At 71.0% G+C, this 26,506-nt stretch carries 22 protein-coding genes, 1 tRNA gene and 1 pseudogene; 6 read left to right on the top strand and 18 right to left on the bottom strand.

The genetic code is table 11. From position 1 onward, the window contains the following. The first annotated feature begins 26 nt into the window (after nucleotides 1-26). The 3 genes from ACFE76_RS12660 to ACFE76_RS12650 all read left to right on the top strand — a co-directional run bounded on the left by ACFE76_RS12660 (nucleotide 27) and on the right by ACFE76_RS12650 (nucleotide 2,360). Nucleotides 27-599 carry a flavodoxin family protein gene (locus tag ACFE76_RS12660; protein WP_375432116.1) on the top strand — a complete coding sequence of 191 codons (573 nt, stop codon included), beginning with the start codon at nucleotides 27-29 and terminating at the stop codon, nucleotides 597-599. Between the two features lie 310 nt (nucleotides 600-909). Further along, the gene (locus ACFE76_RS12655; RefSeq protein ID WP_375432115.1) at nucleotides 910-2,166 is read left to right on the top strand and encodes a tyrosine-type recombinase/integrase; all 1,257 of its coding nucleotides are present in this window, start codon (nucleotides 910-912) and stop codon (nucleotides 2,164-2,166) included. Then, nucleotides 2,163-2,360: an excisionase family DNA-binding protein gene (locus ACFE76_RS12650; protein ID WP_375432114.1), complete on the top strand. Its 198-nt coding sequence runs from the start codon at nucleotides 2,163-2,165 to the stop codon at nucleotides 2,358-2,360. The genes ACFE76_RS12655 and ACFE76_RS12650 overlap by 4 nt, the downstream gene beginning before the upstream one ends. A 130-nt stretch (nucleotides 2,361-2,490) precedes the next feature. Here ACFE76_RS12650 and ACFE76_RS12645 read toward each other — a convergent pair. From ACFE76_RS12645 to dop, 8 genes are all read right to left on the bottom strand, one after another. Further along, nucleotides 2,491-2,564, bottom strand: a tRNA-Pro gene (locus ACFE76_RS12645). 108 nt (nucleotides 2,565-2,672) lie between these two features. Further along, the gene (gene der / locus ACFE76_RS12640; RefSeq protein WP_375432113.1) at nucleotides 2,673-4,025 is read right to left on the bottom strand and encodes a ribosome biogenesis GTPase Der; all 1,353 of its coding nucleotides are present in this window, start codon (nucleotides 4,023-4,025) and stop codon (nucleotides 2,673-2,675) included. A gap of 57 nt (nucleotides 4,026-4,082) precedes the next feature. After that, nucleotides 4,083-4,826 carry a (d)CMP kinase gene (gene cmk, locus ACFE76_RS12635; protein WP_375432112.1) on the bottom strand — a complete coding sequence of 248 codons (744 nt, stop codon included), beginning with the start codon at nucleotides 4,824-4,826 and terminating at the stop codon, nucleotides 4,083-4,085. Between the two features lie 52 nt (nucleotides 4,827-4,878). After that, the gene (locus ACFE76_RS12630; RefSeq protein WP_375432111.1) at nucleotides 4,879-5,952 is read right to left on the bottom strand and encodes a prephenate dehydrogenase; all 1,074 of its coding nucleotides are present in this window, start codon (nucleotides 5,950-5,952) and stop codon (nucleotides 4,879-4,881) included. Next, nucleotides 5,949-6,761, bottom strand: coding sequence for a proteasome subunit alpha (gene prcA, locus ACFE76_RS12625; protein WP_375432110.1), 813 nt, complete (start codon nucleotides 6,759-6,761; stop codon nucleotides 5,949-5,951). Before prcA ends, ACFE76_RS12630 begins: the two co-directional genes overlap by 4 nt. Nucleotides 6,762-6,792: 31 nt before the next feature. Beyond that, nucleotides 6,793-7,602 carry a proteasome subunit beta gene (gene prcB / locus ACFE76_RS12620; RefSeq protein WP_375432109.1) on the bottom strand — a complete coding sequence of 270 codons (810 nt, stop codon included), beginning with the start codon at nucleotides 7,600-7,602 and terminating at the stop codon, nucleotides 6,793-6,795. Beyond that, nucleotides 7,599-7,796 (bottom strand): ubiquitin-like protein Pup, encoded by a 198-nt coding sequence (locus tag ACFE76_RS12615; RefSeq protein ID WP_375432108.1) that lies wholly within the window; start codon nucleotides 7,794-7,796, stop codon nucleotides 7,599-7,601. Before ACFE76_RS12615 ends, prcB begins: the two co-directional genes overlap by 4 nt. A 150-nt stretch (nucleotides 7,797-7,946) precedes the next feature. After that, nucleotides 7,947-9,467: a depupylase/deamidase Dop gene (gene dop / locus ACFE76_RS12610; protein WP_375432159.1), complete on the bottom strand. Its 1,521-nt coding sequence runs from the start codon at nucleotides 9,465-9,467 to the stop codon at nucleotides 7,947-7,949. A gap of 109 nt (nucleotides 9,468-9,576) precedes the next feature. Here dop and ACFE76_RS12605 point away from each other — a divergent pair, with 109 nt between their 5' ends. Continuing rightward, nucleotides 9,577-9,948 carry a DUF3054 domain-containing protein gene (locus ACFE76_RS12605; protein ID WP_375432107.1) on the top strand — a complete coding sequence of 124 codons (372 nt, stop codon included), beginning with the start codon at nucleotides 9,577-9,579 and terminating at the stop codon, nucleotides 9,946-9,948. Here ACFE76_RS12605 and arc read toward each other — a convergent pair. The 5 genes from arc to metH form a co-directional block, all read right to left on the bottom strand. Continuing rightward, nucleotides 9,943-11,700, bottom strand: coding sequence for a proteasome ATPase (gene arc, locus ACFE76_RS12600; RefSeq protein WP_375432106.1), 1,758 nt, complete (start codon nucleotides 11,698-11,700; stop codon nucleotides 9,943-9,945). The genes ACFE76_RS12605 and arc overlap by 6 nt on opposite strands. A 34-nt stretch (nucleotides 11,701-11,734) precedes the next feature. Beyond that, nucleotides 11,735-12,652, bottom strand: coding sequence for a tRNA (adenine-N1)-methyltransferase (locus tag ACFE76_RS12595; protein ID WP_375432105.1), 918 nt, complete (start codon nucleotides 12,650-12,652; stop codon nucleotides 11,735-11,737). After that, nucleotides 12,645-14,162 (bottom strand): ABC transporter substrate-binding protein, encoded by a 1,518-nt coding sequence (locus ACFE76_RS12590; protein ID WP_375432104.1) that lies wholly within the window; start codon nucleotides 14,160-14,162, stop codon nucleotides 12,645-12,647. Before ACFE76_RS12590 ends, ACFE76_RS12595 begins: the two co-directional genes overlap by 8 nt. Then, on the bottom strand, nucleotides 14,149-14,835 hold the full coding sequence (locus tag ACFE76_RS12585; protein ID WP_375432103.1) for an HAD family hydrolase: 687 nt from the start codon (nucleotides 14,833-14,835) through the stop codon (nucleotides 14,149-14,151). The genes ACFE76_RS12590 and ACFE76_RS12585 overlap by 14 nt, the downstream gene beginning before the upstream one ends. A 69-nt stretch (nucleotides 14,836-14,904) precedes the next feature. After that, a complete protein-coding gene (metH, locus tag ACFE76_RS12580; protein ID WP_375432102.1) occupies nucleotides 14,905-18,429 on the bottom strand; it encodes a methionine synthase in 3,525 nt (1,174 codons plus the stop codon). A 43-nt stretch (nucleotides 18,430-18,472) separates the two neighbouring features. Here metH and ACFE76_RS12575 point away from each other — a divergent pair, with 43 nt between their 5' ends. Next, nucleotides 18,473-19,321, top strand: a complete 849-nt coding sequence (locus tag ACFE76_RS12575; protein WP_375432101.1) for a PAC2 family protein — start codon at nucleotides 18,473-18,475, stop codon at nucleotides 19,319-19,321. 42 nt (nucleotides 19,322-19,363) lie between these two features. Next, nucleotides 19,364-20,572 carry an AI-2E family transporter gene (locus ACFE76_RS12570; protein WP_375432100.1) on the top strand — a complete coding sequence of 403 codons (1,209 nt, stop codon included), beginning with the start codon at nucleotides 19,364-19,366 and terminating at the stop codon, nucleotides 20,570-20,572. A 9-nt stretch (nucleotides 20,573-20,581) separates the two neighbouring features. On the opposite strand, the gene rpe is transcribed toward ACFE76_RS12570, so the two are convergent. From rpe to ACFE76_RS12545, 5 genes and pseudogenes are all read right to left on the bottom strand, one after another. Next, nucleotides 20,582-21,235, bottom strand: a complete 654-nt coding sequence (gene rpe, locus ACFE76_RS12565; RefSeq protein WP_375432099.1) for a ribulose-phosphate 3-epimerase — start codon at nucleotides 21,233-21,235, stop codon at nucleotides 20,582-20,584. Then, nucleotides 21,232-22,593, bottom strand: a complete 1,362-nt coding sequence (locus ACFE76_RS12560) for an RsmB/NOP family class I SAM-dependent RNA methyltransferase (RefSeq protein WP_375432098.1) — start codon at nucleotides 22,591-22,593, stop codon at nucleotides 21,232-21,234. The genes rpe and ACFE76_RS12560 overlap by 4 nt, the downstream gene beginning before the upstream one ends. Further along, entirely contained in the window at nucleotides 22,593-23,516 is a 924-nt protein-coding gene (gene fmt / locus ACFE76_RS12555; RefSeq protein ID WP_375432097.1) for a methionyl-tRNA formyltransferase, read from the bottom strand. Before fmt ends, ACFE76_RS12560 begins: the two co-directional genes overlap by 1 nt. An 18-nt stretch (nucleotides 23,517-23,534) precedes the next feature. Then, a complete protein-coding gene (locus ACFE76_RS12550; RefSeq protein ID WP_375432158.1) occupies nucleotides 23,535-25,610 on the bottom strand; it encodes a primosomal protein N' in 2,076 nt (691 codons plus the stop codon). Nucleotides 25,611-25,925: 315 nt separating this feature from the next. After that, nucleotides 25,926-26,246: pseudogene (locus tag ACFE76_RS12545) on the bottom strand (transposase); the annotation flags it as partial. Nucleotides 26,247-26,506: the final 260 nt, after the last annotated feature.

The raw sequence follows: 26,506 nt of genomic DNA, 5'->3' as shown, positions 1-26,506 counted from the left end.
AGCCGTCAACTAAACGAAAGGTCATCATGCCCAGCACCAAGCTCAGCATCATCTACTACTCCCAGACCGGCACGGTGGAGACGATGGCTCGCCGTCTTGCCGCCACCGCCGAGTCCCTCGGCGCCGAGGTCCGCCTGCGGGCCGTTGGTCGCGACGGCGAGGACGCCAGCGCCACTGGCGAGCACCCCGCCCCGCCGACCGCGGACGACGTGGTCTGGGCCGACGTCGTCCTCTTCGGTACTCCGACCCGCTTCGGCAACGTCGCCGGCCGGCTGAAGGTCTTCATCGACTCCCTCGGTGCCCAGTGGGCACAGGGCCAGCTCGCCGACAAGGTCTACGCCGGGTTCACCTCGACCCAGACCGTGCACGGCGGCCAGGAGTCGACGCTGCTCAACCTGTACACGACGATCCACCACTTCGGCGGCATCATCGTCTCCCCCGGCTACACCGACGGCTCGAAGTTCGTCGACGGCAATCCCTACGGCGTCGGCCACGTCACCGGCCCGGCCAACGACGCTCCCGTCGACGAGGTCGCGAACACCGCGCTCGACCACCTGGTCTCCCGGGCCGTCACCATCAGCCGTCGGCTGAACGCCTGAGCCTTCTCTGCTGCACGTTCGTCGGCGTGCCCTGGGCCGGTGACTGGTCATGCGCCCTTTGAGCACCCATGCGCCCCGCGAACCGGGCGCACAAGGAGACAAGGGGCGCATGGGTCGAGACAGTCGAGTCCTACGCTGCTCTCGGATATCGACCACCACTGGTCGGGCTGACAGGATTTGAACCTGATCCGAGGGCTGTCGCAGCGAGTTGCAGGAAGACGCTGGGCGGCGCAAAGGTGCTCTGACTAGCGGGAACAACCATGCAGCGTTCGACACCGGGTTGCATCGAAGGTACTTTCGAGTTGCGCGTATGTTGCGCGCCGAAGCCTTGGAGTCTGCCTTGACAACTACTCAACCCGTCCGCAAGCAGCGCCGCGAGAGCTGGGGCCGGTTGAAACAGGAGCGGTCCGGGCGCTGGGCAGCCGCGTACCTCGGCCCGGACGGCGGCCTGCACCGTGCACCCTTCGGCACTTTCGGTCGCAAGCTCGACGCTCGGTCCTGGCTTGAGGACGAGCGGCGCCTAGTGGCCGCAGGCGCTTGGACGGCACCGAGCCGACGCGGCCGGGCTGAGCCAGCCGAGACCTTCGGCTCGTACGCGGAGTTGTGGGTTGCGACGCGATTGAAGAAGAACGGCGAGCCGCTGGAGCGCTCGACCATCGCCAACTACCAACAGCTGCTCAGGACGCGGATCCTGCCCGAGTTCGGCGAGGTCCCGTTGACCGACCCTGCCAGCCCGACCGGTGGCATAACTGTGCCAATGGTGAAGCGCTGGAACGTCGCCGGAAGAACCGTCACGGTGACGCTCCCCAACGGCGACGAGACCACGGTGGACACGCCGACCGCGGCGGCAAAGGCCTATGGGCTTCTGGCCGCGATTCTGGCGACGGCAGTCAAGGAAGACTTGATCGTCAAGACTCCTTGCCGCCAGTCCGGAGCTGCAAACGTGAAACGGAAGCGGAAGGTCAAGGTCTGTACCCAGGACGAACTGAAGATCATCGTCGACCGATTGCCAGAGCGCTACCGCCTAATGACCCTGCTGGCGATGTGGGTCGCGATGCGGACCGGAGAGCTGTACGAGCTACGCCGAAGTGACCTCGACCTGAAGCGAGGCGTGGTCAGCATCCAACGCGCCGTCTACTGGGTCAAGAACGAGGAAACCGGCGTCCACGAGCCGGTCGTGGGCGATCCGAAGACTGAGGACGGCAAGCGTGAGTTGCCCATCCCTCCGCACCTCATCCCAGCGCTACGCGAACACCTCGCCGGGCCGCTCTGCGAGTTCGGGCGCGACGGTCTGCTGTTTCCGGCCCAGGAGGGCGGCCACCTGCGCTCGACAACCTTCTGGAAGACGTGGAACCGGGCACGCATCGCCGCCGGTCGACCTGACCTGACCTTCCACCACCTGCGACACACCGGAGCCACGATGTACGCCGACGCCGGCGCCACCGCGGCCGAAATGATGCATCTCCTCGGACACACGACCGAGAAGATGGCGATCTACTACACCCAGGCGAGCGCTCCGGGTCTGGCTGGACTCGCGGCACGTGTCTCGGAGAGGGCACAAGCATGAACCTCGGCACGGTGTATGACGCCGCGGACCGCGTCAAGGTCAGTCCACGAACTGTTCGGAAGTGGCTCGCCGACGGCGATCTGACCACGTACCGCCATGGTGCCCGCCTCATCAGGGTTGACTTGGACGAGGTCGACGGACTCTTCACGCCCGTCCTGCCCACCCCGGTCACGCCGATCAGAAAGAAGGCTTAGCTCGACAACGTGTCGCCTGGGTTACGTTTACTGGCCCGTACGCCGATGCGGGCGGCCTCATGTCGCGCGTATGTTGCGCAAGACGCGCCCTTCTACCGCCCAATGTGCCTCTCACTAGGCAATTTACCAGTCGGGCTGACAGGATTTGAACCTGCGACCCCCTGACCCCCAGTCAGGTGCGCTACCAAGCTGCGCCACAGCCCGCTCCGGCCGTCCGCCGAGGCGAACGACCACGAGGGAAGACTCTACTGCACGTCCCGCCCGGGGCCGCATCGGCGCGGCCAGCCACCGGGCGGACGGGCGGGACGAGCCTCAGCTGCGGTCGCGGCGCTTCTCGCGGGCCCGGACCTCGACGTGCACCGGTGTCCCGACGAAGCCGAACTCCTCGCGCAGCCGCCGTTCGACGAAGCGGACGTAGCCGGGGTCGATCTGGCCGGACGTGAACAGCACGAAGGTCGGCGGGCCGGCCTGGGCCTGGGTGCCGAACAGGATCCGCGGCTGCTTGCCGCTGCGGACCGGGTGCGGGTGCGCGGCGACGATCCGGCCGAGGAACGCGTTCAGCTTGCCGGTCGAGACCCGGGTCTCCCAGCCGTTGATGGCCTCTTCGATCGCCGGGCCGAGCCGGTCGACGTGCCGGCCGGAGAGCGCGGAGATGTTGATGTGGCTCGCCCAGCCGAACTGGACCAGGTCGCGCTCGATCTCACGGTCGAGGTAGCGCCGGCGTTCCTCATCGGTCAGGTCCCACTTGTTGAACGCGATCACCAGCGCCCGGCCGGCTTCCTCCACCGAGGTGAGGATGCGCAGGTCCTGCTCGGTGACCGGCTCGCTCGCGTCCACCACGACCACGCACACCTCGGCCCGCTCGATGGCCCCGTGGGTCCGCAGCGAGGCGTAGTACTCGTGCCCGGACGCCTCTTTGACCCGGCGCCGGATGCCGGCGGTGTCGATGAAGCGGTAGACCGTGCCGTCGACCTCGACCAGCTCGTCGACCGGGTCGACCGTGGTGCCGGCGACGTTGTCGACCACGACCCGCTGCTGCCGGGCGACCTTGTTGAGCAGGCTCGACTTGCCCACGTTCGGCTTGCCGACGATGGCCACCCGCCGCGGTCCGCGCTCGGTCTCGAGGACCTCGCGGGGGGCGTCGGGGATGGCGGCCAGGATGGCGTCGAGCAGGTCACCGCTACCGCGGCCATGCAGCGCCGACACCGCGTACGGCTCCCCCAGCCCCAGGTTCCACATGCTCGCCGCCTCAGCCTCACTGCGCTGGTCGTCGACCTTGTTGGCCGCCAGCACCACAGGCTTGCCGCTGCGGCGCAGGATCTGCACGACCGCCTCGTCCACGTCCTGGGTGCCGACCGTGGCGTCGACCACGAAGAGGACGGCGTCGGCGGAGGCGATGGCTAGCTCGGCCTGCTCGGCGATCTGGGCGGCCATCCCCTGGGCGTCCGGGGCCCAGCCGCCGGTGTCGACGAGGACGAACGCCCGGCCGTTCCAGTCGGCGTCGTAGGAGACGCGGTCCCGGGTCACCCCGGGGACGTCCTGGACGACCGCCTCCCGGCGGCCGATGATGCGGTTGACCAGGGTGGACTTGCCGACGTTCGGGCGGCCGACGACGGCCACCACGGGCAGGATCGGCGCGGCCTCGACGGCCACGGTCTCAGTCATGATTCTCTTCAGCTCTGTTGCGGTTCGACGCCAAGGGTAGCCCGGTCGCGGCGATCCTCAGGACGTGGCGGCCGTGGGACCGGCGGCTGAGCCCACCTCGGCGGCGGCCAGCGCGCAGATGGCGTCGATGACCTGGTTGAGATCGAGGAAGGTCGAGTCGACCACCACCACCCCGGGCGCGGCGGAGTGGAACTGGGCGACGTGGGAGTCGTCGCGGTCGCGCCGGATCACCTGGTCGTGCACGTCGGCGGCGTCGATCTCCTCCCCCAGCTCGGCGTGCCGACGGGCGATCCGGGCGGCGGGATCGGCGACCAGGAGCACCCGGACGTCCGCGTCCGGCGCGACGACGGTGGTGATGTCGCGACCCTCGGCCACCACGCCGGCGGCCGTCTCGGCGATCAGCCGGCGCTGGCGCTCGACCAGGTTGGCCCGCACCCCCAGGTTGGTCGCGACCGCGCTGACCGCGGCCGACACCTCCGGCAGCCGGATCTCGTCGGTGACGTCGTGGCCGTCGATGGTGACGGTCGGCGCCTGCGGGTCGAGGCTCAGGTCGAAGTCGGCGTCGGTGACCAGTCGGGCGACCGCGTCGGCGTCGGCCAGGTCGATGCCCTCGTGCACCGCGAGCCAGGTCGCGGCCCGGTACATGGCGCCGGTGTCGAGGAAGGCCAGGCCCAGCCGGGTCGCGACGCCGCGGGCGGTGCTGGACTTTCCGGAGCCACTGGGGCCGTCGATCGCCACCACCAGACGATCGTCGAAGAGACGCTCCTCGACCGGGCGGGGGACCCCTGTTGCGTCAGACACATGGGTCAGCGTACCGGGAGCTCAGCGGAGCTCCCCTGAACGCGCGGCCCGGTCAGCTCGCGACCGACCAGCCGCCGGCCAGCATCGCGGCCCGCAGCGCCGGGGCGAGCGCCGGGCTGACCGACAGCGCGAGGTACCCGATCTGGCGCGCCTGGTCGTGCTCGATGGCGATGTCCTCGACGTTCACACCGGCCTCGCCGACGTCGGCGAACAGTCGGCCGAGCGCACCGGGGGTGTCGGGGATCTCGACCACGACCTGGGCATAGCTGACCGGTGCGGCGCCGTGCTTGCCCGGGATCCGGCGGGTGCCTTCCACGCCGCGCACCAGCTGCTCGCGCAGCTCGTCGGTGTCCGGTCCGCCCTCGACCGCCTTGATCAGCGTGCTGAGCTCGTCGGAGACGGTCCGCAGCTCGGCGAGGACGGCGGTGGCGTTGGCGCCCAGGATCTGCTCCCACAGACCCGGGTCGCTGCCGGCGATCCGGGTGACGTCACGCAGTCCCTGACCGGCCAGCAGCAGGTCGTCGGCGCCGACGGTGGTGAGGTGGCCCGCCATCAGCACCGACATCAGGTGCGGCAGGTGCGACACCCGGGCGACCGCCGCGTCGTGGTCGTCCACGTCCATCAGCACCAGCCGGGCCCGGCAGTCCTGCACCAGCTCGACCACCTGCTGCACCGACGCCGAGGCCGAACGGCGGTGCGGCGCGACCACCCAGGTACGGCCGTCGAACAGCTCCGCGTGTGCGGTCACCGGACCGGAGTGCTGCGAGCCGGCCATCGGGTGCGAGCCGACGTAGCGTCCGAGGTCGTTACCGCGGCGCCAGACGGAGTCGAGGACGCCGGCCTTGACCGACCCCACGTCGGTGACCGTGGCCTGGGGGTAGCCGGCGAGGTTGTCGACCACGACCTGGGCGATCGCGGCCGGGGGCACGGCGACGACGACCAGTGAGACCCTCGCCGGGTCGGGCTCCTCGAGCGTGCCCGCGCCGAGACCGGCCGCCACCCGGGCATGGCTGAGCGTGCGGTCCTGCAGGTGGACCTCGTACCCGGCGGCGGTCAGGGCCATCCCGATGGAGGCCCCGATCAGGCCGGTACCGACGACGACGGCGCAGCGCCGGTCTGCGCTCACGTGGTCGGCTGGTCGGGGCTGGCGCCGGGCGCCAGCTCGACCTCGGGCACCGGCTCCGGCGCCAAGGTCGGCGGTGGTTCGTGGCCGGCGTCGGCGGGCTCGGTCCCGCTGCGCAGCAGCTCGGTCAGCCGGTCGGGTCGCAGTCGGCGGAACTTGCGCGGCAGCGCCCGGTTCCGGTCGAGGATGGCGACCTCGAGCGCCTCGACGCCCAGCTCGCGGGGGGCCGCCGACGGGCCGCCGTCGGCAGCGAGTGCGCTGACGGCCAGCCGGACCGCCGCGGCCAGGCTGAGCTCGGGGGCGAAGCCGCGGCGGACCGCCTGCGCGATCACCTCGGCGGAGCCTCCCATCACGGCGAAGTCGTTCTCGTCGGTGACCGAGCCGTCGTAGGTCAGCCGGTAGATCTGGTCGGAGGAGCCCGTGACGCCGAGCTCGGCGACGACGATCTCCACCTCGTACGGCTTTTCCCCGCCGGAGGAGAAGATGGTGCCGAGCAGCTGGGCGTAGGAGTTGGCGAGCCCGCGGCCGGTGACGTCAGTCCGGTCGTAGCTGTAGCCGCGCAGGTCGGCGTACCGGATGCCGGCGGTCCGGAGGTTCTCGAACTCGTTGTACCGGCCGACGGCAGCGAAGCCGATCCGGTCGTAGATCTCGCTGACCTTGTGCAACGCCTGGGACCGGTTCTCGGCCAGGAACAAGATGCCGTCGGCGTAGTGCATCACCACCACCGAGCGTCCGCGGCTGATCCCCTTCCGGGCGAAGTCGGCCCGGTCCTTCATCTGCTGCTCGGGGGCGACGTAGAAGGGCGTGCTCATGCGTGGGTTCCGTTCAGCGTGGTCAGGGCGGTCATGTCAGGGGGGCGCCCGGTCCGTCGGGACGCTGCCGCCGACTGGCGACCACCTGCTCCACCATCTGCTCGATCTGGGCGTCGCTGACCCGCTGGACACCGTCGGCGGTCGCCACCAGCACCACGGGGAAGATGCGCCGGGCCAGGTCGGGACCGCCGGTCGCGGAGTCGTCGTCGGCGGCGTCGTAGAGGGCCTGCAGCACCGCCAGCGTCGCAGACGGGGCGTCGAAGTCGGGGCGGTAGAGCTTTTTCAGCGCACCCCGGGCGAACACCGACCCGGAGCCGACGGAGAAGAAGGCGTGCTCCTCGTAGCGGCCGCCGGTCGCGTCGTAGGAAAAGATCCGGCCCTGCTCGGTCGCGACGTCCCATCCCGCGAAGAGCGGCACCACCACCAGGCCCTGCATGGCGAGCCCGAGGTTCTGCCGGATCATCGTGGCCAACCGGTTGGCCTTGCCGACCAGCGAGAGCGGCGCGCCCTCGATCTTCTCGTAGTGCTCGAGCTCGACCTGGAAGAGCCCGACCAGCTCGACAGCGATGCCGGCGGCCCCGGCGATGCCGATGACGGAGAACTCATCGGCCGGGAACACCTTCTGGATGTCGCGCTGGGCGATGACGTTACCCATGGTGGCGCGGCGGTCACCCGCGACGATCACCCCGCCGGGGAAGGTCGCCGCGACAATGGTCGTGCCGTGCGGCGCCAGGTCAGCGATACCGGCGGTCATGGTGCGGGAGCCCGGCAGCACGTTGGGCGCCACCTCGCCCGCGAAGTCGGAGAACGAGGAGGTGCCGGCCCGCAGGAACTCCCTCACTGGCCGCCCTTCTGGACGAACGACCGGACGAACTCCTCGGCGTTGACCTCGAGCACGTCGTCGATCGCGTCCAACAGGGAGTCGACGTCGGAGTCCAGCTCCGCCTTGTGGGCGGTGTCGGCCGGCGCGAGCTCTTCCGGCTCGGTCTCCTCCGACCGCCGGGACTTGCGCTGGCTCTGCTCTGACTCCGCCATCGTGTGCTCCTCACTCCTCTCGACGCCGCTCAGGTATCGAGTGATGCCCACCCTAACGAGTGCCACCGACAATTCTGTCTCGCTCGCGCCCGGTCCGCTCCGTCAGATGCTGTCTTCTACTCGCTCGCGCGACGCTCGCGAGCATTCGCGCTACCGGCCCAGCGCGGCGAACAGCTCGGTGACGGTGCTGCACTCCTCGATCATCTGCCCGACCTGCTCGCGGGTGCCGCGAAGCGGGTCGAGGAGAGGGATCCGTTGCAGCGCGGACCGGTCGGGGACGTCGAAGATCACCGAGTCCCACGACGCGGCGACGACCGAGTCACCGAACTTGGCCATCACCCGGCCCCGGAAGTAGGCCCGGGTGTCCTCGGGCGGCGAGGTACGGGCCCGATCGACCTCCTCGGCGCTGATCAGCCGCTGCATCAAGCCCTTGGCCACCAGCGCGCCGTACAGGCTGCGCCGCGGGTCCACGTCGGCGTACTGCAGGTCGATCAGCGCGAGCTTGGGCGAGTCCCAGGCCAGGCCGTCGCGAGAGCGGTAGGACTCCATCAGCTTGAGCTTGGCGACCCAGTCCAGCTGGTCGGCGAGGGTGGTCGGGTCGGTCCGCAGCGCGTCCAGGCAGTCCTGCCAGCGGCCGAGCACGTCCTTGGCCTCGGTCGCGGCCGCCTCGTCCAGCTCGCCGCCGATCCGGTCCAGGTGCCGTCGGCAGGCGCCCAGGTAGACCTCCTGCAGGTCGACGGCGGTCATCCGCCGCCCGTCGGCGAGGGTCAGCAGGCCGGAGCAGCCGACGTCGTGGCTGACCGACCGTATCGCCGCCACCGGCGCGTCCAGCCGCAGGTCGGCGCCGAGCTCGCCAGCCTCGATCACCCGCAGCACCCACGAGGCGGTGCCGACCTTGAGGTAGGTGGAGATCTCCGACAGGTTGGCGTCGCCGGTGATCACGTGCAGCCGGCGGTGCTTGCTGGCGTCGGCGTGCGGCTCGTCGCGGGTGTTGATGATCGGCCGGTTCAGCGTGGTCTCCAGGCCCACCTCGGCCTCGAAGAAGTCGGCCCGCTGGCTGATCTGGAACCCGACCTGCTGGCTGTTCTGGCCGATCCCGACCCGACCGGCCCCGGTCACCACCTGACGTGACACCAGGAAGGCGGTGAACTGGGTGACCACCCGGTCGAACGGGGTGGCGCGGTCGAGCAGGTAGTTCTCGTGGGTGCCGTACGAGGCGCCCTTGCCGTCGGTGTTGTTCTTGTAGAGCCGGACCGAACGGCCCAGCGACAGGCTTGCCCGCTGGGCGGCGATCGCCATCACGGTGTCGCCGGCCTTGTCGAAGCGCACCACGTCCAGCGCGCTCGTCACCTCCGGGCTGGCGTACTCGGGGTGGGCGTGGTCGACGTAGAGCCGGGCCCCGTTGGTCAAGATCATGTTCGCCATGCCGAGGTCGGAGTCGGTCAGCTGGTCGGGATGGGCGTTCCCGCGCGCGATCTCGTACCCCCGGATGTCGCGCAGCGGGGTCTCGGTCTCGTAGTCCCAGCCGCCGGTGCCTCCCGACCCCTCGACGCTGCCGTAGGCCTTGACGACGTGGTTGGACAGCTGCATCGGGTGCAGGTCCTCCTCGACCTGCGTCATGGCCGTGCGCGGCGGCAGGGCGCTGATCCCGTACTCGGTCTCGACCCCCATCACCCGGACGTGTGGGCGTACGGGCCCACGTTCGGCCGCCGCGTCGACGCCTGACGTGCTCCCCCCGCGACGAACCCGCTCAGCCATGGAGCCAGCGTAGGCTGCCGAGGTGAAGATCTGGCCGGCGCTCGCCGCCGACGTCATCTGCGTGCTGGTCTTCGCGATCGTCGGCCGCTCCAGCCACGGCGAGAGCGCCGACCTGCTCGGCGTGCTGCAGACCGCCTGGCCCTTCCTCGCCGGTTACGCCGTCGGGCTCGTCCTGGCCCGCGGCTGGCGCGCCCCGCTGGCCCGGACCACCGGCGCGGCGGTCTGGGTCGGCACCGTCGCCGGCGGCATGATCCTGCGGGCGCTCACCGGTGCCGGTACGGCCTGGTCGTTCGTGATCGTGACCACGATCGTGCTGGGTGTGCTGCTGCTCGGCTGGCGCGGCATCGTCTCCCTGGTGCTGCGGGCCCGGAGCCGTTCGATCACCCGGCTATAGGTACTGGCCCGTGTTGGTGACCGTGTCGATCGACCGGCCGGGCTGGGTCCCCTTGTTGGAGGAGATGAGCGTCCGGATGAAGACGATCCGCTCGCCCTTCTTGCCCGAGATCTTGGCCCAGTCGTCGGGGTTGGTGGTGTTGGGCAGGTCCTCGTTCTCGGCGAACTCGTCGAGGCAGGCCTGCAGCAGGTGCCCGATCCGCAGGCCCTTGACGCCGGCGTCGAGCAGGTCCTTGATCGCCATCTTCTTGGCCCGGTCGACGATGTTCTGGATCATCGCGCCCGAGTTGAAGTCCTTGAAGTACAGGACCTCCTTGTCACCGCCCGCGTAGGTGACCTCAAGGAACTGGTTCTCCTCCGACTCCTCGTACATCCGGGCAACGGTCCGGTCGATCATCCCGGCGACGCAGGCAAGCCGGTCGCCGTCGAACTCGGCCAGGTCCTCGGCGTGCAGCGGCAGCGTCGCCGTCAGGTACTTGCTGAAGATCTCCCGGGCGGCCTCGACGTCGGGGCGCTCGATCTTGATCTTGACGTCGAGCCGGCCCGGCCGCAGGATCGCCGGGTCGATCATGTCCTCGCGGTTGGACGCGCCGATGATGATGACGTTGTCCAGGCCCTCGACTCCGTCGATCTCGCTCAGCAGCTGGGGCACGATCGTGTTCTCCACGTCGGAGGAGACGCCGGTGCCGCGGGTGCGGAAGAGGGAGTCCATCTCGTCGAAGAAGACGATCACCGGCATCCCGTCGGACGCCTTGTCCCGGGCCCGCTGGAAGACCAGCCGGATGTGCCGCTCGGTCTCGCCGACGTACTTGTTGAGCAGCTCGGGGCCCTTGATGTTGAGGAAGAAGCTGCGCCCCTCCTGGCCGGTCCGCTCGGTGACCTTCTTGGCCAGGGAGTTCGCGACCGCCTTGGCGATCAGCGTCTTGCCGCAGCCAGGCGGCCCGTAGAGCAGGATGCCCTTGGGCGCCTTCAGCTCGTGCTCACGGAACAGGTCCTTGTGCAGGTACGGCAGCTCGACCGCGTCCCGGATCGCCTCGATCTGGCTGCCGAGCCCGCCGATCACCGAGTAGTCGATGTCGGGCACCTCCTCGAGCACCAGCTCCTCGACATCCATCTTGGGCACCCGCTCGTACGCGAAGTGCACCCGCCGGTCGATCAGCAGGGAGTCCCCGGACCGGAGCTTCTCGTCGCCGTCGAACAGCCGGGAGGCCAGCCGGACGACGCTCTCCTCGTCCCCGTGCCCGACCACCAGGGCGCGCTGTCCGTCCTCGAGGACCTCCTTGAGCAGCACGACCTCGCCGACCTCGTCGAACTCGAGCGCGGCGACCACGTTCATCGCCTCGTTGATCATCACCTCGCGGCCGGGCTGGACAGTCTCGAGGTCGACCTCGGGGCTCACGCTGACGCGCATCTTGCGGCCGGAGGTGTAGATGTCGGCGGTGTTCTCACCGGTGTCGGCCAGGAAGACCCCGAAGCTGGCGGGTGGCTGGGCGAGCCGGTCCACCTCGGTCTTGAGCGAGACGATCTGGTCCCGGGCCTCGCGCAGCGTGCTGGCGAGCCGCTCGTTGTTGGACGCGGTCGTCCGCGCGTCCGAGCGGGCGTCGGCGAGACGGCGTTCCAGCACGGCGATGTCGTGCGGGTGCGAGGACACGCGCTCGCGCAAGCGGTCGAGCTCGTCACTGAGCGCGTTGATCTGGGCTACCAGGGCGGCCCGCTCGTCAGATGCTGAGCGGTCGTGGATCGGTCCGGACATGTCGCACCTCCTGGCCACGACCCTAACCCGCCCTTCAACGAGGTCCGGTGTAATCCTCGCCATACGCGCCAGGAGCCGGGCGCCGTTTGCGCGGCGGGGCGGTCACGCCGGGCGCCAGCCGCCGTGCGGTGACCAGGAAGCCGGTGTGGCCGACCATGTCGTGCCGGGGCCGGACGGCCAGTCCAACGGCCTGCCAGGCCCGGATCAGGGTCTCCCCCGCCTCGGGCTCGGTGAAGCCACCGTGCACCCGCAGCGTCTCCACCGTCCGAGCCAGCTGGGTGGTCGTGGCGACGTAGCAGCAGAGCACCCCGCCGGGGACCAGCACCGCGGCCAGCGCCTCGACGCACTCCCAGGGGGCCAGCATGTCGAGCACCACCCGGTCGATCAGGTCATCACTCAGCTGCTCGACCAGGTCACCCACCCGGAGGTCCCAGGCCGGGTGGGGGGCACCGAAGAACTTCTCGACGTTCAGCCGGGCCTGCTGGGCGAAGTCCTCGCGCCGCTCGTAGGAGGTCACCCGTCCGGTCGGTCCGACCGCGCGCAGCAGCGTGCAGGTCAGCGCGCCCGAGCCGGCACCGGCCTCCACCACCCGGGCGCCGGGGAAGATGTCGGCGGTCATGGCGATCTGGGCGGCGTCCTTGGGGTAGATCACCTGCGCGCCCCGCGGCATGGTCACCGTGTACTCGTTGAGCAGCGGCCGCATCGCCAGGTAGCTCGTGCCGCCCACCGAGACGACGACCACGCCTTCGGGCCGGCCGATCAGCTCGTCGTGGTCAACCGCGCCCTTGGTGGTGTGGAACTTTCCGCCGTCGGCCAGCATGATCGAGTGCCGGCGGTTCTTGGCGTCGGTCAGGGTGATCCGCTCACCCGCCACGAACGGGCCGATCCGGACCCCGGAGAGGACAGCCCTCTGGTCGGCCTCGACGACCTGCTCGGTCTCGGGTTCAGCCACGGCTGAGCCCGAACAGCCCGAGCTGCCAGCCTGGCCCGAACGACGTCGCGGAGAGGCGGACCCCGATCCGGGCGTAGACGTACTCGTCGGACTGGCTGATCGGCAGCACCACCAGGTCGGTCGCCGTCTGCTTCTGCAGCGTCGCGAGCAGCCGGTTCGCCGTGGCCTCGTCGGTGGGCGGGACCTGGCGGAACGCGTTCTCCGTCGCCTGTACCGTCTTGGCGCTGGCGGGCAGCGGGGCGGCGAGGTACGGCTGCAGCCAGGCCAGCGCCGTCGCCGTCCACGCCTTGCGGTCGACCAGGGTGAGGTCACCGGTCTCGTCGGGTCGCAGCCGCACGCTGAGGCCGCCGGTGTTCTCCAGCCGGGTCCGGACCTGGGTGGCGATGTCCTGGCCGTTGGGCTCGGTGGAGTCATACCCCAGAGTCAGGATGATCCGCTTGTTCCAGGTGACCTTGGGGGTGGTCTTGCCGCCGAGGGCGAAGGTGGCCGTGTGGCCGGGCACGCCACCGGGCACGACGGAGTCGGAGGTCCGGTCGCCTTGCAGGGCGAGCGCGATGGCCTGCCGGAGACCCTTGTCGGCACGGCTGGCTGAGGTCGGTGACCACTCCAGCTGCAGCACCCGGAGGCCGGTGAGCACGGACTGGTGGAAGCCGTTGGCGGTGTTCGCGTCGCCGTCGGCGGCGGCCTGGCTGCTGAGCCGGGTCACCGCGGCGTCGTCGAGGCCCCGCCAGACGACGTCGGTGGTGCCCTTGTTCATCGCGTCCTCGATGGTCGCGGAGTCGGGCACGCTGCGGTAGACCACGGCGTCCAGGCTGGGGCGGTTGCGGCCGACGTAGGTGGGGTACCGCTGCAGCGCGATCTCGTCCTTGGCGTAGCTGGTCACCGAGAACGGTCCCGATCCGACGATCGGCTTGTCCGGTGCCTGCACCTTGTCGGCGTCGTAGACCTCCTCGTCCACGAGGGAGGCGGCCGGCGACGCGAGCGCCCAGCCGAACTGGGTGTCGACCCGGCTGAGCACGAACCGGACGGTCAGCGGGTCCGGGGTCTCGATCTTGCGCAGCGAGGACAGCAGCGTGGCCGAGGAACCCGGCACGTCCAGCCGGGCCGCGCGCTCGATGCTGAACTCGACGTCGCTGGAGGTCAGCGGATGGCCGTTGTGGAAGAACTCGTCCTCGTTCAGCGTGCAGGTGTAGACGGTGGGCGACTCGATGAAGCCGCAGTCCCGGGCGGCGTCGGGCTTGAGCGCCGACTGGCCGGGGTCGGCCGACATCAGCCGCTGGAAGACATTGACGGTCAGCATCGCGGAGGCGGTGTCGGTGACCGCTGCCGGGTCGGTGACCCGGACCTGGTCGGTGCTCATCACCGTGAAGGGCCGTGGCGTGGCCGTCCCGGAGGGCGTCGGGTCGGGCGAGTCGCCGGTCAGGCTGCAACCGGCGACCAGGGACCCGACCACCAGCACGGCGCCGGCCAGGGCGGCGACCCGGCGGCGACCAGGCTCAGCGCCGGGCACGGGCGTCCTCGAGCAGCCGGCCGACCGCGGCAGCGTCGAGCTCGGTGAGAGAGCCGACCTGCAGCCGGCGGGGGGCGTCGGGGATCTCGACCCGGTTGGGGACGGCGATCACCAGGGCGCCGGCGGCGTTGCCGGAGCGGGCGCCGTTGCCGGAGTCCTCGAAGACGACGCAGTCCCGCGGGTCCACGGCCAGGGCGGCGCAGGCCCGCTCGTACGGCTCCGGGTGTGGCTTGCCCTGGGTCACCTCGTCGCCGGCGACCGAGACGGCGAAGGTGCCCGCGGGCAGCTGGGACAGCGCCGCGTCGAGCAGGACCCGGTAGGAGGCCGAGACCAGCGCGCAGGGCACTCCGGCGGCGTTGAGAGACGCCAGCAGCTCGCGAGCCCCCGGACACCACGGCATCGGCCGCTCGGCGAGGAAGGTGACGACGCGAGCGATGAGCTGGTCGACCACCCACGCGGGGTCGAGGTCACGCCGGCCGATGGCGTTCAGGATGTACGCTCCGGAGTCCAGCAACGAGTTGCCCACGAGCTCGTTGGCCTGTTCCTCGCTCCAGGTGCCACCGAGCCGGGCGATCAGCTCGTACTCGGCCTCGATCCACAGCGGCTCGGTGTCGGCGAGGGTGCCGTCGAAGTCCCAGAGGGCGGCGGCGGGCGTGGTGGTGGCGGTGCTCATGGCCCCGCCATCCAACCAGCCGAGGCCGAGAAGTCGCGAATCTCTGAGGATGTCGACGACCGTGACCGGTCAGCGAGCGTTGAAGTACTTCGCCTCGGGGTGGTGCACGATCAACGCGTCGGTGGACTGCTCGGGGTGCAGCTGCAGCTCCTCGCTCAGCTCGACCCCGATCCGCTCGGGCCGCAGCAGGTCGACCAGCTTGACCCGGTCCTCCAGGTCCGGGCACGCCGGATAGCCGAAGGAGTACCGCGAGCCGCGGTAGGCCTGGTCGCGGATCATCTCCTCGACGTCCCCGTCCTCGGCGGTGAAACCGAGGTCGTTGCGGACGCGGGCGTGCCACATCTCGGCCAGGCCCTCGGTCAGCTGGACGCTCAGCCCGTGCAGCTCGAGGTAGTCGCGGTAGGCGTTCCGCTCGAACAGCGCGGCCGTCGCCCGCGCGACCGCCGCCCCCATCGTGACCAGGTGGAACGAGATCACGTCGGGTCCCTTCTGCTCGGCCAGCTCGCGGTCGCGGAAGAAGTCGGCCAGGCACAGGTGCCGACCGCGGGTCTGCCGCGGGAAGGTGAAGCGGTGCAGCACGGCGTCGGCGTCGGCCACCTCGCCGCCCGGCCGCAGCACGGTCAGCGTGTCCCCCTCGGTGAAGCAGGGCCAGTAGCCGTACACCACGGCGAACTCGGCGATCCCGTCGGTCTGGATCCGGTCCAGCCAGGACCGTAGCCGGGGTCGGCCCTCGGTCTCGACGAGCTCGTCGTAGCTCGGTCCGTCCTTGCCTGCCTTGAGGCCCCACTGACCCATGAACGTGGCGCGCTCGTCCAGGTAGGAGGCGACGTCGGCCAGCTTGATGCCCTTGACGATCCGTGAGCCCCAGAAGGGCGGCGTCGGCACGTCGACGTCGCGGGCCACGTCCGAGCGCGGCAGCGTCTGCACCGTCCCCGGCTCGTCGCCACGCTCAGCGGGCGCCTCGGCCTTGAGCTTCACCCGGCGCTCCCGGGGGGCGGGCAGGGCCGCACCCACCTCACCGCGCTTGACCGCCATCAGCGCGTCCATCAGCCGGAGGCCCTCGAACGCGTCCCGGGCGTAGCGGACCTCGCCGGCGTACACGGCCCGCAGGTCCTGCTCCACGTACGCGCGGGTGAGGGCGGCGCCACCGAGGAAGACCGGGTAGTTGGCGGCGACGCCGCGCGCGTTCAGCTCCTCGAGGTTCTCCCGCATCACCACCGTGGACTTGACCAGCAGTCCGGACATGCCGATGGCGTCGGCCTCGTGCTGTTCGGCGGCCTCGATGATCGTGCTCACCGGCTGCTTGATCCCGAGGTTGACCACGGTGTAGCCGTTGTTGGTCAAGATGATGTCGACCAGGTTCTTGCCGATGTCGTGCACGTCGCCCTTCACCGTGGCCAGCACGATCGTGCCCTTGCCCCGGCTGTCGGCCTTCTCCAGGTACGGCTCGAGGTAGGCGACCGCGGTCTTCATCACCTCGGCCGACTGCAGCACGAACGGCAGCTGCATCTGGCCGGAGCCGAACAGCTCGCCGACCACCTTCATGCCCTGCAGCAGGTCGGTGTTGATGATCTCCAGCGCCGGCTTGCCGTCGGCCATGGCGAGGTCGAGGTCGTCGCCGAGGCCCTTGCCCTCGCCGTCGACGATCCGCCGCTGCAGCCGCTCGCTGACCGGCAGCGCTCTCAGGGCGGCCGCGCGCTCGGCCTTCGTGTCGGCGGTGGTGACACCGTCGAACAGCTCGAGGAACTTCTGCAGCGGGTCGTAAGCCGGTTCGGTCTCGGTGGCGGGGCGACGGCGGTCGTAGACCATGTCGAGCGCGACGCTGCGCTGTGTCTCATCGATCCTCGCCATCGGCATGATCTTGGCCGCGTGCACGATCGCGGAGTCGAGCCCGGCCTCGATGCACTCGTGCAGGAAGACCGAGTTCAGCACCACCCGCGCGGCCGGGTTGAGCCCGAAGGAGATGTTGGACAGGCCCAGCGTGGTCTGCACGTCCGGATAGAGCCGCTTGACCTCGCGGATGGCCTCGATGGTCTCGATACCGTCCCGGCGGGTCTCCTCCTGGCCGGTCGCGATCGGGAAGGTGAGGCAGTCCAGGATGATGTCGCTGCGCCGGATCCCCCAGTTCTCGGTCAGGTCGGTGACGATCCGGCTGGCCACGGCGACCTTCCAGTCCCGGGTACGCGCCTGGCCCTCCTCATCGATGGTCAGCGCGATCACCGCCGCACCGTGCTCGGCGACCAGCTGCATGATCTTGGTGAAGCGGGAGTCCGGGCCGTCGCCGTCCTCGTAGTTGACCGAGTTGATCACCGCCCGACCGCCGATCCGTTCCAGCCCGGCCTGCAGCACGGCCGGTTCGGTCGAGTCCAGCACCACGGGCAGCGTCGAGGCGGTCGCGAGCCGGTACGCCAGCTCGGACATGTCGGCGGCGCCGTCGCGGCCCACGTAGTCGATGTTGAGGTCGAGCAGGTGCGCGCCGTCGCGGATCTGGGCGCGGGCGATGTCGACGCAGCCGTCCCAGTTCTCGGCCAGCAGCGCCTCGCGGAACGCCTTGGACCCGTTGGCGTTGGTCCGCTCGCCGATCGAGAGATAGCTGGTGTCCTGCCGGAACGGCACCTCCGCGTACAGCGACGCGGCGGCGGCGACGTGGCTGGGCCGGCGCGGCGAGGTCGGTCGGTCGTGCAGCCGTTCGACCACGTGCCGCAGGTGCTCGGGGGTGGTGCCGCAGCAGCCGCCGACCAGACCGAGGCCGAACTCGCCGACGAACTGCTCGAGGGCGTCAGCCAGCTCGACCGGCTTCAGCGGGTAGTGGGCGCCGTCGGAGGTCAGCTGCGGCAGGCCGGCGTTGGGCATGCAGCTGACGCCCACCGTGGCGTAGCGGGCGAGGTGGCGCAGGTGCTCGCTCATCTCGGCCGGGCCGGTGGCGCAGTTGAGTCCGATGACGTCGATCCCGAGCGGCTCGAGCGCGGTCAGCGCGGCGCCGATCTCGGTGCCGAGCAGCATCGTGCCGGTCGTCTCGACGGTCACGTGCACGATCAGCGGCAGGTCACGGCCGGCCTTCGCCAGAGCTCGCCTGGCCCCGAGAGCCGCGGCCTTGGTCTGGAGCAGGTCCTGGGAGGTCTCGATCAGCACGGCGTCGATACCGCCGGCCAGCATGCCCTCCACCTGCTGGGAGTAGGCATCCCGCAGCGCCGCGTAGGAGATGTGGCCAAGCGTCGGCAGCTTGGTGCCCGGGCCGACGCTGCCCAGCACCCAGCGAGGACGCTCCGGCGTGCTGTACGCGTCGGCGGACTCCCGGGCGATCCGCGCCGCGCGCTCGGACAAGTCGAAGATCTGGTCGGCGATGCCGTACTCACCGAGCGCGGACAGGTTCGTCCCGAAGGTGTTGGTCTCGACCGCATCGACACCGACGTCGAAGTAGGCGTCGTGGATGGCTCGGACGACGTCGGGCCGGGTCCGGTTCAGCACTTCGTTGCAGCCCTCCAGCTGCTCGAAGTCGGCCAGCGTCAGGTCGTAGGCCTGCAGCATCGTCCCCATCGCCCCGTCCCCGATCACCACGCGGGAGGACAGAGCGGTACGCAGGTCGTCAGGCATCCTTTGAGGATAGGCGCGGGAACCGGCGACTACAGTGACGGGCATGCCTGATCTGCCCAGCCGTGACCTCCGCGACCTGGTGGACCCGGTCGTGGTGGTGGCGTTCGGTGGCTGGAACGACGCGGGAAGTGCGGCGACCGGGGCCGTGGAACACCTGGCCGAGGCCTACGACGCGGAGTCGGTCTTCTCCATCGACCCCGACGACTTCTACGACTTCCAGGTCAACCGGCCGCTCGTCGAGCTCAACGATGAAGACGAGCGGGAGCTCTCCTGGCCGACCACCGAGGTCAAGATCGCCCAGCTCGCCGACGGCCGACCGCTGGTGCTGGTGCACGGCCTCGAGCCGAACCTGCGCTGGCGTCAGTTCTGCGCCCTGATCACCTCCGCGCTACGGTCGGCGAACGTCAAGCGGGTGCACCTGCTCGGCGCGCTGCTGGCCGACACCCCGCACACCCGGCCGATCCCGGTCTCCACCTCCACCGGTGACCGCGAGCTGATGACGTCGATGGGACTCGCGCCCTCGGGCTACGAGGGGCCGACCGGCATCGTCGGCGTGCTCGGGGACGCCCTCGAGCGGACTGGCGTCCAGGTGCTGTCGCTGTGGGCGGCGATCCCGCACTACGTCTCGCACCCGCCGTGCCCCAAGGCGACGCTGGCGCTGCTCTCCGCCCTCGAGCAGGTGCTCGACACCTCCCTCGAGCTGGGCGAGCTGCCCGAGCTCGCTCGCGCCTGGGAACGCGGCGTCGACGAGCTTGCCGCCGAGGACTCCGAAGTGGCGGAGTACGTGACCTCCCTCGAGCAGCAGCAGGACGCCACCGACCTGCCCGAGGCGAGTGGTGAGGTCATCGCCGCCGAGTTCGAGCGTTACCTTCGCCGGCGTCAGGGCAACTAGTGGTCGTTTCCGGCGGGCCCGAGGTCACCTAGGGTTCTCCCTGTGCCGAAGTCCCCTGCCCCCGCGCCGACCGCCCCGCCCGCTCCCGATCCGGAGCCGGGGCCAGGTCTCACCGGTAGTCCCCCGTTCTTCGCCGTCGTGATCCTGGCCGGGCTGATCATCATCGGTGCCGGGCTCAAGGAGATGGCGAGCCTGGTCACCCCGGTCTTCCTGGTCATCACGCTGGTGATCACGGTCTCGCCGCTGCGGACCTTCCTGCTCAGGCGTCGCTGGCCGTCATGGCTGGCGAGCGTGGTGACGCTGCTGGCCATCTACCTGCTGCTGATCCTGATCCTCGGCTCGGTCGTGTTCGCGATCTACCGGCTGGTGGCCACGCTGCCGCAGTACCAGACGGCGTTCACCCAGATCTTCGACTCCCTGCTCGCCCTGTCGACCCGGCTCGGCTACGGCCAGGAGCAGATCAGCAAGCTCGCGTCCTCGTTCTCCCTCAGCAGCCTGACCGCGCCGGCCCAGTCCCTGCTCGGCGCCGTCAGCGGCGGCGCCTCGTTGCTGCTGCTGATCGTGACCGTGGTGATCTTCCTGGCTTTCGACGCGTCCAGCATGGGCGAGCGGCTGAGCGTCATCCGGCAGACCCGGCCACGGATCGCCGACGGGCTGCAGAACTTCGCCACCCGGGTGCGCAAGTACTGGATCGTGACGACCGTCTTCGGCTTCGCCGTCGCCGTCCTGGACATGGTGAGCTTGATCATCATCGGGGTGCCGCTCTACGTGACCTGGGGCATCCTCGCCTTCGTCACCAACTACATCCCCAACGTCGGCTTCATCATCGGCGTGATCCCGCCGGCCCTGATCGCCCTGCTGGACGGTGGGGTGACGAGCATGATCATCGTGATCATCGTCTACACCGTGATCAACGTCGTCGTGCAGACGATCATCCAGCCCCGTTTCACCGGTGACGCCGTGGGCATCAGCAGCACGGTCGCGTTCGTCTCGCTCGTCTTCTGGGCCTCGCTGCTGGGTGCCCTCGGCGCCCTGCTGGCGATCCCGGCCACGCTGTTCGTGAAGTCGGTGCTGGTGGACAACTCAGTGCCGGCCAACTGGGTGAACGCGTTGATCAGCTCCGCACCGAGCAAGGAGACTCCCGACCGGCAACGACAGCGACGGTCGAAGGAGGTCCCAAAGGCCCAGCAGGCCAGCGGGAACAGCGAGAAGGGGGCGGCTCGGCCGCCCTCCTCGCGACGCCGCCGGTAGGAGCGTGGGTCACGCCTGGGCCAGCCGACGCAGCTCGGAGATCATCGCGTCCGGGTCGTCGGCACCGAACACCGACGATCCGGCCACGAACGAGTCGACTCCGGCCGCAGCACACCGCTCGATCGTCTCGACCGACACACCGCCGTCGATCTGCAGCCAGACGTCGCCGCCGACGGCGTCCAGCAGGGCGCGGGTGCGGGCGATCTTGGGCAGGCACATGTCCAGGAACTTCTGGCCACCGAACCCGGGCTCGACGGTCATGATCAACACCATGTCCAGCTCGGGCAGCAGGTCGGCGTACGGCTCGATCGGGGTGGCCGGCTTGAGCGCCATGGCCGCCCGGGCCCCCTGCCGCCGCAGCTCGCGGGCCAGCCGGACGGGCGCGGCGGCCGCCTCGATGTGGAAGGTGACCGACTCGGCCCCGGCCTCGGCGTACGCGGGGGCCCAGCGGTCGGGGTCGTCGATCATCAGGTGCACGTCGAGCATCGCCGGGGTGACCGCGCGGATGGCCTCCACCACCGGCAGCCCCAGGGTCAGGTTGGGCACGAAGTGGTAGTCCATGACGTCGACGTGCAACGCGTCCGCACTGGGAATGGTCTCGATCGCGGCCTGCAGGTTGGCGAAGTCGGCCGAGAGCAGGCTGGGCATGATGCGGGCGGTCACGACCGGAAACCTAGTACCCGCAGGTAGGCGACGAACATCGCGTCGGTGCCGTGCCGGTGCGGCCACAGCTGCAGGTACGGACCCGGCTCCGCGTCGGCCACCTCGGGCAACACGTCCGCGGCCGGGACGACCTCGACGTCGGTCCGTCCCGCCAGCACCCCCTCGACCACGTCGACGGTCTCCCGACAGTGCGGCGAGCAGGTGACGTAGCCGACCAGCCCGCCGGGGGACGCCGCCGCCAGGGCGCTGGTCAGCAGCCGGGTCTGCAGCTCGTGCAGCTGCTCCACGTCCTCGGCGCTGCGCCGCCAGCGGGACTCGGGGCGGCGGCGCAGCGCGCCCAGCCCGGAACAGGGGGCGTCGACGAGCACCCGGGCGAACGTGCCGGGCCGCCACGCCGGTCGGGTGCCGTCGGCCTGCAGCACGGTCGGCCGGACGTCGGCGGGGTACGCGCGGACGCTCGCCGCGACCAGGCCAGCCCGGTGCGCGGAGGGCTCCACGGCCACCACCCCGCTGCCGGCCGCCGCGGCGAGCCCGGCCAGCAGCGCGGTCTTGCCGCCCGGACCGGCGCAGAGGTCCAGCCACGGACCTGCCGGCGCCTGAGGGCGGGTCAGCCCCCACGCCACGAGCTGGGAGCCCTCGTCCTGGACGCCGACCCGGCCGTCCCGGACGGCGGCCAGCTCGGCCGGCGGACCGGACCAGCGGGCGGCGAAGGGCGACAGGGAGGTGGCGACGGCACCGGCGTCGACCAGCTGCCCCACCTCGGCCAGGCCCGGCCGGACCGCGAGGGTGATGTCGGGGTTGTCGTTGTCGGCGGCCAGTGCCGGCTCGAGCTGGTCCTCAGGCAGGACGTCGGCGAACGCGTCGACGACCCACCGCGGGTGGGAGGTCCGCAGGGCGAGCGCGTCGCGCGGCTCCCGACCGGTCGCGAGCAGGTCGAGCCAGTCGTCGAGGTCGCGGGCGGCCACCCGGCGGAGGACGGCGTTGGTGATCCCGGTGACCCGCTCCCCCACCGTGGCCGCGGCCAGGTCGACCATCGCACCGACGGCTGCGTGCACCGGCACCCGCATCGCCAGCACCTGGTGGGTGCCGAGCCGCAGCAGGTCCAGCACCGCCGGCTGGAACGAGGTGAGGGACCGGCCGGCCGCCGCCGCGACGATTTCGTCGTAGCTGCCCTGCCAACGGCAGGTGCCCGAGACGAGCTCGGTGGCGAAGGCGGCGTCGCGGCCGGTCAGCCCGCGCGCGCTGAGCAGACCGGCCAGGGCCAGGTTCGCGTACGCGCCGTCGGTGTGCACCGCCCGCAGCACGTCGAAGGCGAGCCGCCGCGGCCGGTCAGGCTTGCGGCGCTTCGGTGCCGCCATCAGGCGCCCAACAGGTCGTCGGAGCCCAGCGCGCTGCCTCGGGCCCAGTCGGCCGCGGTCATCGCCCGCTTGCCTGCCGGTTGCACGGTCCCCAGCAGCAGCGCCGCAGTGCCGGTGCCGACGTGGACGGCGTTCTTGGTCACAGACAGCGCGCCGGGCGGCAGGGATACGTCACCGGGGCGCGCGGGACCGACCTTCAGCCGTTCGCCGCGGAACGTCGTCCATGCCCCGGGAGCGGGGGTGCAGCCGCGGATGACCCGGTCGACCACCTCCGCCGGCGCCGTCCAGTCGATCCGGGCGTCGTCGACGCTCAGCTTGGGGGCAAAGCTGACGCCGTCGGCCGGCTGCGGGATCGCGGTCAGCGTGCCGTCCTCGATGCCGTCGAGCGTCCGGACCAACAGCTCGGCTCCGGTGACCGACAGCCGCTGCAGCAGGTCGCCGGCGGTGTCGACGGCCCCGACCGGCTCCCGGACCTCCAGGTAGGTGGGTCCGGCGTCGAGCTCGAGGACGATCTGGAAGGTGGTGGCGCCAGTCACGGCGTCCCCGGCGATCACGGCGTGCTGGACCGGCGCCGCGCCGCGCCAGGCGGGCAACAGCGAGAAGTGCAGGTTGACGAAGCCGCGTGTGGGCACGTCGAGCACCTGCTGCGGTAGCAACGCGCCGTACGCCACGACCGGGACGCAGTCGGGGGCGAGCTGGCGCAGCCGCTCGACGAACTCCGGCTCACGGGGTCGGCGAGGCGTCAGCGTCTCCAGACCCAGCTCGGCGGCGCGCGCGGCGACCGGGCTCGGCTGCAGCCGCTTACCCCGCCCGGACGGAGCGTCCGGACGCGTCAGCACGGCCACGACCTCGTGTCGGGAGCTGAGCAGCGCCTCCAGGGGAGCCAGCGACACCTCGGGCGTGCCGGCGAAGACGATGCGCACCGGCTGAGGATAGTGTCCTCAGCCGATGACGACGGGGTCGACCCGCACCCGCAGCCCGCCCTCGCTCTTGCGGGCGCTCCGAATCGCCGTCACCTCCTTCACCGCACGGACGAGCGCGGCACCCTCGGCCAGCGGCGCCCGCAGCGTGAGCCGCTGCAGGTCCGTCTCCGCCCCCCGCTCCGCCAGCACCGGGACCGGGCCCAGCAGCTCGGCGTGCGGGGGCAGCCGGGCGAGGCCGACGAACTCGGCCACCGCGTCCGCGCGGCCCTCGACGGTGACCAGCTTGGCGGCGGGCGGGAAGTGGGCGTCGCTGCGGTCGACCAGCTCCCGGGTCGCGAAGCCCGCCGGGTCGACTCGGACCAGCGCCTGCAGCGCCCGGCCGGTGCTGTCCCCGACCGCCACGACCGTCCCGCCGTCGCTGCCGCCCCGGACCAGGGCCACGGCGTTCAACCAGCGCCGCAGCGCCTCCTCCGAGGCCCGCAGGTCGGCCCGCAGCAGCAGCAGGGGCGTGTCCAGCAGCACCGCTCCGGCGTAACCGCCCTCGGCCTGCGGCTCGGCACCCGGGGTGGCCACCACGATCGAAGGCGCCGCCGGCACGCTGGAGGCGATCTGGCCGGCGGCCGACTGGCGGACCGGGGTCTGCGGGAAGGCCCGGCCGAGCTCCTCGGCCGTCCGCTCCGCCCCCACCACCGGCGCCCGGAAGCGCGACGACCCGCAGATCGGGCACTCCCAGCCGACCTGCAGCCGACCGCACCAGTCGCACGCCGCCTGGACGCCCCCGGGCCGGCCCCAGGCCCCGTCGTCGCTCGAGCGGACGCGGGTCGGTCCCGCGCAGTGCCGGCAGCGGACCGGTTCCCGGCAGTCCTGGCAGACCAGCGCCACCAGGTAACCGCCGCGGGGCACCTGGACCAGGACGGGGCCCTGCGGCAGCGCGGCCCGCATCATCTCGAACACCTCGTGCGGCAGCCGCGCGGCCCGCGCCGCCGGGTCACGTTCCATCGAGCGGTCGCTGTCGGCGGTGACCCGGACCCGCGGGGCGGTGTGGCGGGCGACGGCCCGCGGCTGGGCGAGGTCACGCAGCCAGCCCCGCTCCACCAGGGCCTGCACCTCGGTCGTGCGCCCGTAGCCGGCGAAGAGCACCGCGGCTCCGGCGTCGGTCGCCCGCAGCGCCAGCACCTCGCGGGAGTGCGGGTACGGGGCGCGCGGCTCCGACAGCAGGTCGTCGCCGTCGTCCCACACCACCACGAGCCCGAGGTCGCGCACCGGCGCGTACGCGGCCGCCCGGTTGCCGACGACCACCCGTACCTCGCCCCGCAGCGCCCGGAGAAAGGCGCGGTACCGCGCGGCAGGACCGGACTCGGCCACCAGCACGGCGTACCCCGGCTTGCCCAGTGTTGCCTGGAGCGCGACCTGCAGCCGTCCGAGGTCGCGCTGGTCCGGCACCACGAGGACGGTGCCCCGTCCGGACTCGGCGGTCGCGCGCGCGGCGGCGGCGAGCCCGCTGGCCCAGTCGCCGCTGAGGTCGTCGCTCGGCGTCAGCTGCCAGGCGGCCCGCGGCCGCTCGCCCCGGCGCAGCGCGGCCAGGAACTCCGGGCCGGTCGGGTAGGCGTCGAGCGCGTGCGGCGGCGCCGGCGGCAGCTCCGGGCGTACGGGCGCCCCGCCCAGCCTCGGGGCAGCGGCCTTCTCGGTCGCAGCGTGCCGGGGCGGGACAGCCAGCCGGACCACGTCGGAGAAGGTGCCGGCGTAGTGGTCGGCGACCCGGCGGACGAGGCGGGCGACCTCGGGGCTGAGCACGGGCTCGCTGGAGACGACCTTGCCCAGCGGGCTGAGCTGGCTGTCGTGCTCGCTGCGGTCGCGACGCTCCAGCAGGAACCCGTCGCACTGCCGGCCCGCGAAGCGGACCCGTACCCGCGACCCCGGTACCGCCTCCTCGTGCTGCGCGGCCGAGACGGCGTAGTCGAAGGGCCGGTCCAGGTGCGGCAGGCCGACGTCCAGCAGCACCCGGGCCACCGGCTCGCTCGGGGCGGCCAGCAGGGTCGCCGGCGTCGGTCCTCGGCCGCCGATCAGCTCTGGCGGCGCACTCGGCTTGGGCACACCAGATGATAGGCAGGGCCCACTGACAGTTCTTGGCCTCGCTGGAGGGCCGACGGGCAACGATGACTGTCGCATCTCATACCTCCGGGTAGAGGTGGCGGAGCTTGATCCGGGCGTCGGCGGTGGTGAACTGCCAGTCGACCCGGCGCTGGTCGCGGTTGGTTTGTTGCTGCCAGGCGGTGAGCTCGGTGTTGAGGGTGTCGAGGTCCTCGATCCCCCCGGTCGAGGCACTGCCCGGTCAGCGCGGAGAGCTCGATCTCGGCGGTGTTGAGCCAGGAGCCGTGTTTGGGTGTGGTGGATCTCCAACCGTTGGGCCATGGCGAACGCCTTGGCCGGGTCGAACCTCTCGTCGAGGGAGCCGATGCCGTGGGTGTTGAGGTTGTCCATCACCAACACCACCTGCTCGGCGTCGGGGTAGTCGTGAGTGAGGAGCCGGTCGACCTGGTGGGCCCAGTCGATCTTGGTGCGTCGGGGGTGAGCGTCGACGTGGCGCCATCCCCGGAGCGGTTCGACCCAGACGAAGATCGAGCAGGTGCCGTTCCGGACGTACTCGCTGTCGATCCTTAGGTCGCGGCCGGCGGCGGCGGGGATCGGTCCGTGGGCGTGGCCGAGGAGCTGGTAGGGCTTCTCGTCCATGCACACCACCGGTCGGTGGGGGTCATAGGGTCGGGCGTAGACGGCGAACACGTCTTCCATCCGGGCGACGAACTCGGCGTTGCCGTGCGGCGGGATGGTCCAGCACTTCTTCAGATGAGGACGAAGTTTCGTTTTTTTGACCCGTCCGACGTCCAGCCCCAGCCAGGGCCACCGGGAACACTTTCGCTTCAGGCATCACTCCAGCCCTCTCGAGCAGGGGGAAGACTGCTCAAGACCGATTTACCGCACATCAACCCAGA

This window comes from uncultured Friedmanniella sp. (assembly GCF_964244005.1).
Taxonomy (GTDB): domain Bacteria; phylum Actinomycetota; class Actinomycetes; order Propionibacteriales; family Propionibacteriaceae; genus Microlunatus.
Note: the sequence above shows the minus strand (reverse complement) of the source record. Positions and strands in the feature narration are given on the sequence as shown.

What these genes read in the sequence shown, in the direction of transcription:
- metH (WP_375432102.1), bottom strand. Translation starts at nt 18,429, where the DNA reads ATGCCTGACGACCTGCGTACCGCTCTGTCCTCCCGCGTGGTGATCGGG.
- arc (WP_375432106.1), bottom strand. Translation starts at nt 11,700, where the DNA reads ATGTCCGGACCGATCCACGACCGCTCAGCATCTGACGAGCGGGCCGCC.
- ACFE76_RS12560 (WP_375432098.1), bottom strand. Translation starts at nt 22,593, where the DNA reads ATGGCGGCACCGAAGCGCCGCAAGCCTGACCGGCCGCGGCGGCTCGCC.
- ACFE76_RS12660 (WP_375432116.1), top strand. Translation starts at nt 27, where the DNA reads ATGCCCAGCACCAAGCTCAGCATCATCTACTACTCCCAGACCGGCACG.
- prcA (WP_375432110.1), bottom strand. Translation starts at nt 6,761, where the DNA reads ATGAGCACGCCCTTCTACGTCGCCCCCGAGCAGCAGATGAAGGACCGG.
- der (WP_375432113.1), bottom strand. Translation starts at nt 4,025, where the DNA reads ATGACTGAGACCGTGGCCGTCGAGGCCGCGCCGATCCTGCCCGTGGTG.
- ACFE76_RS12575 (WP_375432101.1), top strand. Translation starts at nt 18,473, where the DNA reads ATGCCTGATCTGCCCAGCCGTGACCTCCGCGACCTGGTGGACCCGGTC.
- dop (WP_375432159.1), bottom strand. Translation starts at nt 9,467, where the DNA reads ATGGGGGTCGAGACCGAGTACGGGATCAGCGCCCTGCCGCCGCGCACG.
- ACFE76_RS12655 (WP_375432115.1), top strand. Translation starts at nt 910, where the DNA reads ATGTTGCGCGCCGAAGCCTTGGAGTCTGCCTTGACAACTACTCAACCC.
- ACFE76_RS12615 (WP_375432108.1), bottom strand. Translation starts at nt 7,796, where the DNA reads ATGGCGGAGTCAGAGCAGAGCCAGCGCAAGTCCCGGCGGTCGGAGGAG.
- ACFE76_RS12650 (WP_375432114.1), top strand. Translation starts at nt 2,163, where the DNA reads ATGAACCTCGGCACGGTGTATGACGCCGCGGACCGCGTCAAGGTCAGT.
- ACFE76_RS12585 (WP_375432103.1), bottom strand. Translation starts at nt 14,835, where the DNA reads ATGAGCACCGCCACCACCACGCCCGCCGCCGCCCTCTGGGACTTCGAC.